10 protein-coding genes are annotated in these 14,645 nt (G+C 44.6%); 8 read left to right on the top strand and 2 right to left on the bottom strand.

The annotated features are described in order from the left end of the window. The first annotated feature begins 24 nt into the window (after window positions 1-24). Together J7I42_RS34305 and J7I42_RS34300 are read left to right on the top strand one after the other, a co-directional pair. Window positions 25-693 carry a hypothetical protein gene (locus J7I42_RS34305; protein ID WP_209144942.1) on the top strand — a complete coding sequence of 223 codons (669 nt, stop codon included), beginning with the start codon at window positions 25-27 and terminating at the stop codon, window positions 691-693. After that, window positions 665-1,126 carry an RHS repeat domain-containing protein gene (locus J7I42_RS34300; protein WP_209144940.1) on the top strand — a complete coding sequence of 154 codons (462 nt, stop codon included), beginning with the start codon at window positions 665-667 and terminating at the stop codon, window positions 1,124-1,126. Before J7I42_RS34305 ends, J7I42_RS34300 begins: the two co-directional genes overlap by 29 nt. 500 nt (window positions 1,127-1,626) lie before the next feature. On the opposite strand, the gene J7I42_RS34295 is transcribed toward J7I42_RS34300, so the two are convergent. Further along, entirely contained in the window at window positions 1,627-4,347 is a 2,721-nt protein-coding gene (locus J7I42_RS34295) for an alpha-L-rhamnosidase (RefSeq protein ID WP_209144938.1), read from the bottom strand. 230 nt (window positions 4,348-4,577) lie between these two features. Continuing rightward, complete coding sequence (locus J7I42_RS34290) at window positions 4,578-5,588, bottom strand: DUF2278 family protein (protein WP_209144936.1); 1,011 nt, start codon at window positions 5,586-5,588, stop codon at window positions 4,578-4,580. A gap of 583 nt (window positions 5,589-6,171) precedes the next feature. Between J7I42_RS34290 and J7I42_RS34285 the strand changes: the two genes are divergently transcribed. From J7I42_RS34285 to J7I42_RS34260, 6 genes are all read left to right on the top strand, one after another. After that, complete coding sequence (locus J7I42_RS34285; RefSeq protein WP_209144934.1) at window positions 6,172-8,031, top strand: O-antigen ligase family protein; 1,860 nt, start codon at window positions 6,172-6,174, stop codon at window positions 8,029-8,031. Between the two features lie 2 nt (window positions 8,032-8,033). After that, entirely contained in the window at window positions 8,034-9,593 is a 1,560-nt protein-coding gene (locus tag J7I42_RS34280; protein ID WP_209144932.1) for a transglutaminase domain-containing protein, read from the top strand. A 45-nt stretch (window positions 9,594-9,638) separates the two neighbouring features. Beyond that, window positions 9,639-10,952, top strand: a complete 1,314-nt coding sequence (locus J7I42_RS34275) for a hypothetical protein (RefSeq protein ID WP_209144930.1) — start codon at window positions 9,639-9,641, stop codon at window positions 10,950-10,952. A gap of 104 nt (window positions 10,953-11,056) precedes the next feature. Next, window positions 11,057-12,499: a T9SS type A sorting domain-containing protein gene (locus J7I42_RS34270; RefSeq protein ID WP_209144928.1), complete on the top strand. Its 1,443-nt coding sequence runs from the start codon at window positions 11,057-11,059 to the stop codon at window positions 12,497-12,499. Between the two features lie 16 nt (window positions 12,500-12,515). Then, window positions 12,516-13,526 carry a C39 family peptidase gene (locus J7I42_RS34265; protein WP_209144926.1) on the top strand — a complete coding sequence of 337 codons (1,011 nt, stop codon included), beginning with the start codon at window positions 12,516-12,518 and terminating at the stop codon, window positions 13,524-13,526. Window positions 13,527-13,535: 9 nt separating this feature from the next. Further along, window positions 13,536-14,585 carry a hypothetical protein gene (locus tag J7I42_RS34260; protein WP_209144924.1) on the top strand — a complete coding sequence of 350 codons (1,050 nt, stop codon included), beginning with the start codon at window positions 13,536-13,538 and terminating at the stop codon, window positions 14,583-14,585. Window positions 14,586-14,645: the final 60 nt, after the last annotated feature.

Genomic DNA, 14,645 nt, shown 5'->3' with positions numbered 1-14,645 from the left:
CTCTATTCATAAACTCTGCATTTTATGAAAAAGTTAATTTTAATTTTTTGGGGAATTTACTTGGCACCTGCCTATTCCCAAAACCTTATGGTTGTTGATGATTTCAAGCATGGCCTAACTTATTATGATGGGTTTTCTAAAACAATAAACACTTTTTCCTTATTACCAGAGTCGGTTGTCAATAATGTTAATAACTATTTAAGGTTGAGTTTTGGAAATTTGACACCTGCACTTCATTTTTCACATGGGCAGATAATAGATCTTGAAAATTATTTTAAGAAGAACCCGAAAACATATAATGGAAAATGGCTAGTGCCTAAATATGATCTGGACTATATTTTACAAGACTCAACAATTGGGATAAAGGCCTATGGTATAAATCTTAGAATTGACCAATATGGACAAATTCTTTATTGTAATTGGCCAAGAGTGGGGTATTCGGATAAAAATAAGTTAAAGTCAGTTTGGGAAATAGAAAAGTTTGCAGTGAAAGCAGCTGCTAAAAAGGGACTTAACACAAGTCATTATGTAGTGTCATTCAATTATAATGAAAAGCATGAAAAGATGTGCTGGGAATTTCAATTTTTGAAAGAAGGAAATGATACAAATGGGTTGTTTAATGCATTTGAAATAGATTGGAGGTTTTTGGAAATTATTGATGAGTATGAGGTTAAAAAACAGACAGTTTATTAAAGTATCTTTATTAGAAGAGACGCATTATTATCCATTTGGGATGACAATGGCGGGGATTTCTTCAAAAGCGTTAGGCTTTGGCGAACCAGGAAATCAATACAAATACAATGGTAAAGAGCAGCAAAGTAATGAATTTGCAGATAAGAGCGGTCTTGAATGGTATGACTATGGGGCAAGGATGTATGATAATCAGGTTGGAAGGTTTTTTACAGTCGATGCATTGTCTGATTCTTTCACAATCTATTCCCCATATCAATTCGCCGGCAATGAGGTTCCGAATGCCATTGATTTAGATGGCCGTAAACCACTAAGTCAACATGTAATAAATGCTTGGAATGGTACAAAGGGCTGGTGGAATGATTTTAATGCTGGTAGAGGAAAGGTGTATGCCGGCAAAGAATTTCTTCATGATATATTTAATACAGTAGATTGATACGGCCATTGATGAAGGCAATGTAAATATTGGGAAACAATGGTGTAAACAAAATAACTAAAGCTGCCGCAGCGCCCGCTTCGGCTTTTTAATTACTTATTGCATCCGAGATTCTTTTGGAGATCGGCTTTAAGCAGGTAAGCGGAAACAAAATCCTTTCCGGTGTTCAGTTGCTGCTGATCGAGCTTTTGTATTTTTTTAAACCAATATGCTGTGTGAAATTATTGAAAAGTTATCTATAAGGCGAATATAGTAAATAGATACAGGATCAAAATGATAGAATATATGTGGTGAAAATGGGGATTATAGCTGAATAGAATTACCGAACGTGCAAGTGAGTGACACAACAGGTTGTGAGCAGAGTTGCTTTAGCTGGCAAAAAAAGAAATTAATAGGGAATACTTTCTGTAAATAGTGAGGCTGCTCCCCCGACCCTCCCGACAATTCGGGAGGGAGTTGGTAGCAGGGCTATATGGGCGATCCTTTGTTTCATAAAATAGTTATTTACGTGCGCTGATCACAAAATGATACTTTCCTGAGCCTGCTTTTATCACTACGTACTGGTCATCTGAGGTGGTTGTTACCTGTACATCTTTTTGGGCCGACAGGGCAATCCCACTTTCTGTAATGGTACTTTCCGAGGAGGCGGGTAAATAAATATCGGCGGTGGTGTTGGCCGGGATCTCTGCATCCAGCGTTATGTCGGTGCCGTTGATCGTCCAGCCGCTGCTTACCGTACCGTAATAGGTTTGCAGAGTGGCGGCTGCGTTGGTTAAATTGCCACCAGGGTGTGGTTGTATTTTTATGTGTTTATAGCCGGGGCCGTCTTCATAAGTATCGAGACCGGCAATGACCCGGTACATCCAATCTCCAATGGCGCCGTACGCGTAGTGGTTAAAGGAGTTCATTCCGGGTGTTTGGAATGTGCTGTCGGGTTTTTGGCCATCCCAGCGCTCCCAAATGGTGGTAGCGCCCATTTTAACAGGGTACAACCATGATGGGTAGGTTTCCTGTAACAGCAGGTTGTATGCGATATCGGTATAACCAAAGCGGTTCAACACATGACACAGGTATGGGGTGCCTAAAAAGCCGGTGGTCAAATGATTCCTATAGTCTTTGATATTCTGCACCAGTCTATCGGCGGCCTGTGCGCGTAAAGCCTCGGGTAACATATCAAATTGCAAGGCCAGTACATAGGCGGTTTGGGTTCCTGAGACCAGCCGGCCGTTTGGGGTCAGGTATTCTTTTACAAAGGCAGCTTTTATTTTTTGCAATAATTCTCCGTAGGTGGCTGCGTCTTCGGTTTTGCCCAATTGTTTGGCGGCATTTACCAGTAGTTGGGTTGAGTGTGCATAGAAACACTGGGCAATCAGGTATTTGTCGGTAACGGCGGCTTTGCCGTCATTGTCGTCGAAGGGCCGGTAAAACAGCCAGTCGCCAAAATGGAAACCCGTTTGCCACAGGTCGTTTTTGCTTTGGGTCTGCATATAACCTACCCAGGCCTTCATGCTGTTGTATTGATCTTCCAGTATTCGTTTATCGCCATAGGCCAGGTACATGTTCCAGGGCAGAATGGTGCAAACATCGGCCCAGCCGGTTGAACCACCTGCGTTTGGTCCCAGTACATTAGGTATTACGTATGGTACTGACCCATCTGCTTTTTGATCGGCTGCCACATCTTTCAGCCATTTGGCAAAGAAATTATTGACGCCAAAATTAAAGGTTGCTGTGCGGGAGAAAGCCTGTGCATCGCCCGTCCAACCGAGGCGTTCATCCCGTTGCGGACAATCGGTTGGCACATCCAGAAAATTACCGCGTTGCCCCCATTGGATATTATGCTGTAATTGATTGAGCAATGGCTGCGAGCAGGTAAAGCTGCCGGTGGGTTGCATGTCGGAATACAAAGCTACCGCTGTGAAATTATCCGGGTTTATTTCGCCAGGATACCCTTCCACCAAAATATACCGGAAGCCAAAAAAGGTGAAATGGGGTTCCAGTGTTCTTTCTTCTTTTCCATCCAGAATATAAGTAGCCGTTGCTTTGGCAGCGCGTAAGTTCTCTGTATAAAAATTACCGTATTTATCTAAGACTTCTGCGTGTTTTATCACAATGGAATCGCCGCTGTTGCCTTTTGCTTTTACCATTACCCAGCCAACGAGGTTCTGGCCAAAATCAAGCACGGTTTTTCCGTCGGGGGTGGTAAGCACTTTTATGGGTTTGAAGGTTTCGTGTTTTTTAACCGGTTCGTTATAGGTGGAAACCAGTACTTCCTTTGAAAAATCAGCGGTTTGCACCCCACTCCATTCCGCATCGTTAAAACCGGTGCTGTCCCAGCCTTTTTTTTCCAGGCGGGTATCTACTGTTTCGCCATGGTATATTTCGTCATAACGGATAGGACCGGTGGAAGTTCTCCAGGTACTGTCTGTTATGAAATTTTTGGTTGAGCCATCGGTGTAAGTAATGACTAACTGCATCAGCAGGGCGGCATCGCTGCCCCAGGAGTTCTTATTACCACTCCAGGCCAGGTAACCGCGGTACCAGCCATTGCCAACGGTAACGCCAATGGCATTAGGCCCATTTACCAGTAACGGCGTAACATCGTATGCCTGGTATTGCAGGCGTTTGTTGTAGCTCGTCCAGCCGGGGGTGAGATAGGCATCCCCTACCCGTTTCCCGTTTATCTGGGCTTCGTACATCCCATGCGCGGTAAGGTAGGCCGTGGCGGTGCGGACCTTTTTGGGTAATGTGAATGATTTGCGGTATAGAATGGCCGGGCGGTCTGCGGCATCTTCGGTAAACCCGGGCGTTATCCATTGGGCTTTCCAGTCGGCAGGCGTAGCCAATGCGGTTTGAAAGGATGCCAGCGCGCTCCAGGGGGTAACATGCCCCGAGGTATCCCAAACACGTACCTGCCAGCTGTATTTTGTAGCGGGTTGGAGGGCACTGCCGGCGTAGGGTACCTGTACCGATTGATTGGAGGTTATTTTTCCACTGTTCCAGGCAACGGTTTTACCAGCAGTTACTTTTATTTCCCAGGCAGCTTGTTGCACGTTCCGCTGACTGCTTGCTAACTGCCAGCTAAAACGTGGTGTAGCCGTGACGTTTATCCCAAGGGGATTTACGAGATTTTCTGTGAGCAGGTGTTGTAAGGTAACCTGACCGGTAGCGCCCAATGTACTTAACAGGATGCACCAACCGGCAATAAGCAGTTGCTTTTTCATTGACAGGCCTTTTAGTTTTAAGGTGAACAAGTTAAGAAAAAGCACTGGGATAAATGGGATTTAGGATTTGAAATCATCGGCGTCCCAACGGACAGGGGATAAATGAGAGATGGGGATTACCGGGAGGTTGGATGAAATTCCCGGCACCCTAACGGGGGCTGGGTAAAAATAAAATGGTCCCCTCGGCTCAGCCGAGGGGACCGCTGTTTGTCCCTGTTATGAATCATGAATTACAATTCTACTAATTGGTCCTCTACGGAGGCGTCTTCTTTGGTATAGGTAACACCGTCTACTTTCACGTGCTCTTTATTCAACAAGGTAATGTTACCCCCTTTGTTGGTTAACTGGGCGCCCTGGCCTGTAAGCTTTATACGCAGCGTATCGCCGGCCGGGAGGATCTGGTTGCCGATGGTGTCGGCCTTCTTCAGTTTGTCTACAATTTGCCAGCCAGTTAAATTAACGTCCTCATTGCTTTTATTAAGCAGGATCACATATTCTTTACCAGGTTCTTCGCCCTTGGGGTTTACCATGGCGGCAATGATGCGGATGTTTGCCTTTGTTTGATCCGGCGGTTGTGGTTCTGAGGTGGGGTTGCCATGTACGTCGTCGGTATGAAATGATTGTGACTGGAAGGCGGTAAACACGGCCGCCCACCGGTTGCGTGATGCGTAATGGAACAGTAAGCCCCCATCCTGCCAAATACCATTGTCGCCAAAATATTTGCCTGGCGGGTTGCCCTGGTTCATATGGATGTCGTGGATACCTGTGCTGGGGCTTATTTCAGCGAAATATTTGTCTTTACCGCTATTATCCTGCCAATGTTGCCCAAATGCATATACCACGGCTGAGTTGTCGCGAATAGCTTGTTGCACAAAAAAATCAAGGCGGTCGTTTAAGTCGTCATTGTCGCCCGGGCCGCGGGAAGGCAATGGGATCATTTGGGTATTGTCGAACAGATTGCGCCGGATAAAATCGAGCGCCAGGCCACCCGCTTTTGATTCAAGCGCGGTGAAACCTTCAGGCAGGTTGGCCTGTTGTAAAGCGTCCGTGATCTCATGATGAAAATCGTCGCTGGCAAAATATAATACCTGACTGGGTGCTTCGCTTGATTTGGTGTTGATGGCAATTCGGTGCGGATGGTTGCCGGGGTTGATGAGGATTTGATAGTGTTCGCTTTGTGCAGTGGCGCGAAGGCTGGCTGATGCTTTTCCCTTTAACACGCCATAGTGTTGTATTGGCATAAATAATGGGTTTAACTGGAGTTGTGTAATTCACAATTCCCTTATAAATGTACCAATCAACAAAATCAGAAAAATGGGTATTTATACCTTTTTTGGCTTCTTAACGTACTGATAAAATAGAGAGGGGCTGCCTATTCGTTTTAGTATTAAATAAGGTGACCAGAATCAGTTTTCCTTTTTAATGCTTTCCCCAGAAGGCTTTAAAGACAAGGACCAATTACTTCCATAGATATGGTTATTTTATGCTATGTATCGCAGGCAGGATTTATGTTTTGGTAAAGTGGTAATTTGATCGGTTTAGCTATAACCATTTTGTGTACCCTAAAATGCGCCATTGGTTAAAAATGTTTTTATACAGAGGGCTGTAGGATAAAAGTAAATTGCACACTTATCGCCCAAAACTGCACACTTATGGCTTAAAACGTCACAGTTACAATTTTTATTTGTAAGGGTTTTTTCTTTTCATAACTTAACCTATCAAAATAGTAGAAAGATAGGGTGATCGGTTATTGTGATCAATATGCCTTCATTTTAAGGGGCTATTGATGGAACGTCTTTCTTCCAGATACCAAAAACTAATTGCTTGAAACGATTTGCTACACTCTTGTTGGCAATGGTCCTTATTGCCAGCCAGATCAATACCCATCGCCATTTTATCAATGCTTCCCTTGCAGCCTATTATCTATATATTATTGTGGTTACAGGTTTTACGGCTTTCTGTGCTGTATGGTTGTTGAAACGGCCTGTTCGTGATCCCCAACCCGCTTATAGCTGGCCGTTCGTCTTATATACTTTGTTTACCGCGTATGTGGTTATCAGTAGTTCTTTGTTTACTTCTTTTACCTATAAAACAACGTATGCCTTAGCGGGATTGCTTTTCGTAATTGGCTTATTGATCTTTATAAACCGTGTTGATAATCATCACCTGAAATGGATCTTTAATACCATAATAGCCCTGGGCGTATTACAAGCCGGTATTTGCCTGTTGCAATGGCTAACGGTGCTTCCTTCAACCAACCGGCTTTTTGTGGTTACCGGATCATGGGTCAATCCCAATGTTACTGCCATGTTTCTGGCATTGAGTATCCCCCCTTTGTTATATACCCTATTTGAACGAAAAGGAAAATTGCAGGGCGTGTTGGCGGCCGGTCTTATAATGGTCGTTACCGCCCTGTTTTTGCTTAAATGCCGTACCGCCCTGATTGGCAGTGGTGTAGCAGCCTGTATACTGCTAACGGGGAAGTATCAGATTGCGGCCCGATTTCGAACGTATAGTTTTTTTAAGCGTTTCACCATAGTGGCGGGAACAATAGCCCTGTTTACCCTACTGACTTTATGGTTGTATAATACCAAAAAAGCATCAACCGAAAGCCGCAAGCTGGTGTGGGCCCTCAGTGGCCGCATGATCACTGAAAAGCCACTTACCGGTTACGGGTATGGGCAGTTTGAAAAGCATTACAATTTGTTCCAGGCTACGTACCTGGCCCAGCTTTCAGGCAATACCCCCTTGCCCGAGGGGGCAGGCTATGTTAACATGGCATACAATGAATTGTTGGAAACAACGGTGGAGGGTGGATTGCCTGCTTTGTTACTGGAGGTATGTTTTGGCGGTTGTTTATTGCTTTTCCCCTGGTTCAGCCGAAAAAAGAAACAGTCTGTTGCCACTGGCGCGGCACCAAAGGAAACAGTCCAGGTGCCTTATCAGGTTGCCTATGCCGGTGTTGCGGCATTTATTACTATGTCGTTGGTGAATTTTACATTCCAGGCCATACCAGTTTACTGTGTGTTTCTGATCTATTTTGTCATACTCTCCACGAATCCCGTTTATAACATCAGGCCTCTGGTACGGATCTCCATCAGGTGGAGGCAGGCTATGCTGAAAATAGCAGGTATTATATTGATTGCAGGCAATGGATGGTTGATGTTCCACTGGTATAAAGAAGCGCTGGCCCAGGTGCTGCTGAAAAAAGTGGTTATAATGGCAAAAAGAGGCTCGCTAACAGAAGCTGCCAAACGGATGCAATTACTGCATACCTCATTAAGCAATGCCGAAAGCTTCTGGCGGAATTATGCCTATATACTGCTTGTTTCCCATAAATATCAACAGGCCATTCAGGTACTGAAAAAGGCCAGCGCAATAAGCGCGGATCCCGACATTCATTATGCGCTGGGTTATTGTTATGAACAAACCGGAACATGGGGGCAGGCCATTCCTGAATATCAATTGGCTGCGCATTTGGAACCACAACGGTTAAAACCCCGGTATGCATTGATGAAATTATACTACCGGTCGGGCGACACCTTACGGCTGATATCGATGGCGAACCAGATCATTGCATTGCCTTCAAAAGGTAATATAGAGGAAGCCAATGGGTATAAGACGGAAGCTAGTAAGCTATTGCATAAAATAAAAAACCTTTCACCAGCTGATAAAGTATTTTAACTATGACAAAAGCTGTTGCCACGAAATATAAATGGCTTTTTGGCTTGTTGGTCCTCACTGTAATACAACAGGCAGCTGTTTGCCAGCAAGCGATCAGTTATGGAAAAGAGATAGACAAAGTATTGGTAAAGGCAGGCCGCAACCGGAGTGAATTAGAGAAAGCTCTTTATTATTTCAATAAAAAGCAGGACCCATTACAATTCAAAGCTGTTTGTTTTTTAATTGGCAATATGGACATACATTATTCCAGCAGTTACTACTGGGCGGATAGTTTAAATAATAAAGTAGCTTTCAATGAATTGAATTATAGTGACTTTGCCACTGCCTTACAGGATTTTGACCGGATAAAAAAACTGCATCGGGGCTTGCATCCGGTATCGGTTCGCTACCGGGACATTGATAGTATAAAAGCCGTTTTTATTATTGATAATGTGGAACGGGCTTTTGAAGTGTGGAAGCGACCCTGGGCGCGGACCCTTTCATTTGAGGAATTTTGCGAATACCTCCTTCCCTATCGGGCAAGTATAGAGCCCTTACAGGACTGGCGCAAAACCTATCAGCAACGTTTTAACTGGGTACAGGATAGTGCGAAAGGAAAACAGGTCCAGGAAACGTTGACCTGTCTGGCCAACAATATAAAGAAATGGTTCACCAATACCTATGAAATGGAGAGCCGGAAAGAACCGTTACCCAGGCTGGGCCCTATGCAACTACTGATGCGGAAAAAAGGACCATGCGAAGATATTGCCGATCTTACTGTTTTTACCTTACGCAGCCAGGGGTTTCCTGTTACCAATGATATGGTAACCTATTGGGCTACTTCTTCGGGCAGCCATTTTTTTAACAGCACACTGGATAACGAGCACAAGCAGTTGCGTTTTGATGTATCCTCTTCTTCTGTACGGTTCACCACATTTACCCGCGAACCAGCTAAAGTGATCAGGGTAACATATGCAAAGCAACGTGACGTAGTGGCTGGCTTTGAAGCAGTGGATAATATTCCTGATGGATTTATGCGCACCTATAATTATAAGGATGTTACGCCCGAATACTGGCCTACCATCGCTATCACCTGTCAATTGCAACAGGCTGCGCCAAACAGGAAGGTGGCATTTGCGGCAGTGTTGAATGCCCTGGAATGGCGCCCAACCTGGTGGGGAAAGGTGACAGGTAATACAGTGCAGTTTAGTGACATGTGTACCGGTGCGGTGTACCTGCCCATGTATTGTATACAAGGTAAAAATGTGCCATGCGGCTATCCTGTTGCTGTTAATAAAAGCAAACAATCCCTAACATTAAAGCCCGACTTGCAGCGGGTGCGCGATATTGTTATTAAAGAACAGGATAACTACCTGTTTTACCGAGCTGGTAAAAAATATAAGCTTTTTTACTGGGATAATAAGTGGAAACTGGCCGGGATGCAAACTGCGCAGGAAGGCACTCATGAAATGACATTCACGAAAGTGCCCCGCAATGCCCTGTTATTGCTGGTGCCGGAATATACGCAGCGCAAGGAACGGCCTTTTACCATAAATGATGCCGGGGAAAGGGCCTGGTGGTAACAACCGGAAAGCACGTAATCATAACCATTAATAAATAAACCTACTATGAAACGCATTATTCGCCTGCTGACCTCGTTCGTCAGCTGTTTGCTGGTCACTGTGTGTGCCCAGCCGATCGTATCACAAACTGCCGCAGGAAAAAATGACCCCATCACCGGAACCGCTGTCGATAACCAACAATTGCAGAAAGAAGCGGCCCTTACTGCGGCTTTTCTAACCAGAAAATATGAAGGGGATGCGAATCTGGAAAAATCACTTACCAGGTTTTATTATTCCAGATCTATGGAATTGAAAAAAGCCTGGGCCGACTACCATGGTACCGATCAATTAGATAAACAAATAACCAGCATCCTGCAGCGCTACGATTCGGTGGAAAATAAAATGTTATTTGTAGTAAAAGGGAATGTATTCCTGAATAAACAACTGGCTGCGCTTAATGCGATCAAGCCCCTGTCGGCAAAAGACATACATGCCCTGCAAACGGCATTTTTACGGCTATGCCGCGAAAACACCGATAAAAGTTATGCCGATTATTTTAATGATGTACTGCATTTTATTGTTAAAGACACCACTTATTATGCCGTATTGTATAAAGGCGAAATTCAGCAACAGTCGCGCTTTAATGCAATACAGGGTGTAAATGTTCTCGCGCATAAATACCAGGTCACCAAAGAGGCCATGAAAGAAATTGCCTTGCTGATAAACAGTAAAGAACGGAGTGTATCAGTTATCAATTACGCTTTCCCCACTTATACCGGTTACAAGGACAGTCTGATGAAGAAGGCCGTAAATTATTATGATTCGTTGATCAGTCTGGCTTTAAAAAGGGATGGCACTTTTGCCTACACCTCAAAATTCTCCATTGCCATAAAAAACAGGTTGTCGCTGAATTTACGGTCTGGCCAGGTAGATACGTTGCTGGAGCGGGCTTATGCGCTGGAAAAAATGCAGGCGGAGTTCATGGTAAAAAATCCGCTTGGCAAATTTGATGGCGCCCCGTTTGAAGCTGAGCATATTACTGCGTTATTATCGGAAGACCAATACCTGAAACTACTGGGCATAATTAATAGACCGCAGGCGGAAAAATGGTCGTATGGCGATTGGGATGAGCTGGTGAAACGGGGTATGTCTGCCGAACTGGATAGCGCAAAAACAGTGCGTGAATTTTTACTATACAATATTAGCCGGTTGGTTGCACGTGACCGTTATGCCGACGATAAGATACGCCAGAATGCGGAAATAAAAGTTGTTGACAACAATATGCCGGCAGCGCTTCGCCGGTTAAAATCAGTTCGCAGAAGACCTGAAACTACAGAGAAAGCCGCTGAAACGCCCGTACCCGGTACCATTAAATGGTAATACTACCTGTTGAAATACTGCTTCCGTGTACATATCACGGAGAGGCCCCCTATTCCCATAACTGACCAAATACCATTTTTTATTTAACCAAAAAACCGACAGAGATGAGACAACAATTACTTGTTTCTTTGCTTTTTGTCTGTGGCATTGTTCATGCGCAGAACAACAAGGAGCAGCCTCCTTCTCAGGAATTAATAGTAAAGGAGGCGCGGCAATACCTGCGAGGTATGGGCGGAAAGCCTTATGATCCCGGAAAGGCGCAATCGCTTCACCTGCAAAATGCGCAACAGGGAAATGTACAATCAATGTATGAGCTGGCATTGATGTACAGTAAAGGAACAGGGATACCTGTTAACCAGACAGCTGCTATAGAATGGTTTAATAAAGCTGCTGAGAACGGGTATTCAAAAGCCTGGTGCAACCTGGGGGAAGTATATCGCAAAGGACAGGGCACTCCTATCGACTATTCTAAAGCGCGTAGCTATTATGAAAAAGCTTCGGCTGCAGGTGATTTGTCTGGCAGGTACAATTTAGCTTACCTGGCTTATAAAGGGCTGGGCTGTACCCAGAATTATCAGCAGGCTTTTTCGCTGTTTTACGAAGCTGCCTTACAGAATTATGTTCCCGCTATGTATTTTACGGGTCTTTGTTTTCGCAATGGGTATGGCACCATTCGCAATCTTGATAGCGCCCGTCGCTACCTGATGCGGGCGGCTATACATGGAAGTGCCCAGGCAAGGGAAGAGCTTGCTATTAAAGATCCGGAGAACCCTATTCAACCATTGTCAGCCCCTGCACTCGTGCAGGCATTTTCAGTGAGCACCCTCTCCGGTGAATCGGGCTCGCGGTACCAGCGCATCCAACACAATGTGCCAGTAAAAGATCTTGGCGGTGATTATACAGGATATGCGATCAAGTATGATTGGAGCGGAACACATGTAACCGCCTATGCTACCGTAAATGTGACCCTTACGCTGAATGGGACCGAAGTGACCGGGACCTGGAGAGAGGAAGACGAATCACTGACCACTGAGATCCATGCGCAGCTTACAGAAAATGCCCTTGTTTTCAGCAATACGGGGTATGACCGCATTTATCGGTACAGTCCGGTTAAACCGGAAACTTTTACGTTTCAACAGGCTGCCTTACAACTGGTGCAAAAGGGCGATAGCATATACGTTGCCGGTAATCTTCAAACGTATTCGGCAAACCGGGGAGAACCAGGAAAGCCCTTCTCGTTATTACTGGTGAAAAAATCGCCGGAAACTGTCACCAACCTGCCGCTGATCAGCGCTATTGGCCAATTACAGGCGTATCCCAATCCATTTAACCAGGCAACTACTATCAGTTTCCGCTTAGATAAAGAAGCTGGGGTTGCGTTAAGCGTTCTGGACCTGCAGGGCCGTACCATTTATACGGAACCTGCCGAAAGGTTGCTGCCAGGTACTTACCGCAGATCGTTACCGTTACATGCGCCAGCCGGAAATTATGTTGTGCGGTTGGTGAGCAATGGTGTTTCCAAAACTCTTATGATAGTAAAGCAATAACCTTTAAACGCAACCAATGAAAAAGTTACTATTTTTAACTATACTACTGCTGGGGTTGGTGCCTTACATCAATAATGGCTCGTTACAACTGGCCACCCCCTCAGCAATGGCCCAGGATATGGGTGAAGAGAATGACTGGGATGACGACTTTGGGGACGATTGGTGGGATGATATGACCGATGAAGAATTTTCAGGTATTCTGGACGATGGTGGATTTTATGATGATTTTTATCAGGACATTGAGGATGATTTCAATAGCTGGTTTGAGGATGATGCCTGGGATGTGGGGGCTGATGATGGCAGCTGGACATTCCTTGAAACGGTGTACGTATATGCAAATACACACACCGACGATGGCATTGACTGGGGGTGGCTCGATGCGGTAACAGTTACGGCCTCATCAAATTCCGGTTACGATGTGGATGATACAGACTGGTCATGGCTTATGAATGAGATGGTATATAAATACGACCCCTATATAACCGGGTATGATCCAGGTTACAGTTATCCTGACCCGATCCTTGATCCGCCGCCTGTAGAAGATAAGCCAAAGCCCAAATATGTAAAGAAGAATATTAAATTGAGGATCAGGGTACAAAACTCCCAAATGACCTGCGTTCCTACAACTATGTCGTATTTGAATGAAGTAGTATGTGGTGGCAGTCATAGTGAAAACTGGTATATTAGTGATTATGAGAGTAGTCATTCGGGGGCAGATGTTGAGGCGAATGGCATACCATTAAGTGAAATGTCGGGCTATGTAAATGCTGAATTTAATACGGAGACTTATAACGGATTTGCCATCGACTATCTGGATGCCGGAAAGCCGATCCTGACCACCATTCAAAATAGCCAGGGGTATCATAGCGTAGTGATCATTGGGTATGATGAGAATTCAAGTCCCAATAACCGTCGCCTGTATTATGTAGATCCCGAGACCGGAGTGCAGTCATCCATCTTGTATAACGATTGGAACACCGGTTCCCAGGCACTGTACGCCTATCCCATTTCAGGTTGTAAAAAATAAATTTGTTGTATGAGATATATGAAATTTTTATGGCTGATTCTGCTGGGCGCTTTTTCGGCACCTATGTTTGCCCAGGAAAAGCTGGAAAAGGAGCTTGACCGTTATAAGACCACGCTTAAACAGGTCATTCTTCAGGATGCGGCAAAAGAAGGCCGGGTAAAAGAATTCCTGACAAACACCATTCAGGTTATTATAATACCACAGTGCCAATTTACCGGGACCGCCCAGCAGGTGATTGTTGATAGCAGTGCTATTGATAATATGCAGATAGATACCAATTATTACCGTGCCTTGCTGAGAAAAGATAACCAAGTAGTGGTGGTAATTGAAAAACAAGGGTTGCGCACGCCGTCATTTATGACCATTGGAGAATATGGCGGCAGCGAAAATGTGCCGCAGTGGGTTAACATGGTTGAGAAAGCGGGTTTTGAGAAAAGGCTGTTTTCAATTGATCTGTTAATGGAAGAATCAAGGATGAAACAGATAGCATTCGTTAACCAGCGGCAATTACAATTTGTGGATGCCGGTTTGCAGGTCTATAGTGGTATCCAACCGTTACTTGTAAATAAGTATGGCAGCGTAGACAAGTTCGTGGAACTGAAAAAGGAGAATCTTGAGAAAATGCAATTGTTGCAAAATAATGCTTCTCCTGAAAGCTGGAAACACCTCGTACGCAACAACTATACAAAATGGACGGAACGATACCCAACCGATACGGCGGGCGTTTTTGACCTGTTTGTAAAAGAAATGGATACTATTGTACGGTTATCGAACAGACAAAAAGAGTTATTAAAGCAAACGATAACCAATAAGCTTTTAAACTGCAGTAAATACAATGGCCGGCCGGGGATCCAGTTTATTGACCGGGATATTGCACCACTCGTTTACACGGTGCTTACTCAGGAACAATATGCCAGGTATATTTACCAGCGCGGACTTAATGCCTGGGTGGCCAATGAAGCATTCAAAAAGCTGGAAATTTATTATGTAAGAGAGAAGAGCGTACCGCTTGATTCGTTATCAAAAGTTTATGACAGGGAAGTATTTTCTTTGAAATAGACTGGTGACCGTATCAACTATAAAAAAGGCTGTCTGCTATTGTTTGTAAGCAGACAGCCT

The organism is Niastella soli (genome assembly GCF_017742245.1).
Classification (GTDB): Bacteria; Bacteroidota; Bacteroidia; order Chitinophagales; family Chitinophagaceae; genus Niastella; species Niastella soli.
Note: the sequence above shows the minus strand (reverse complement) of the source record. Positions and strands in the feature narration are given on the sequence as shown.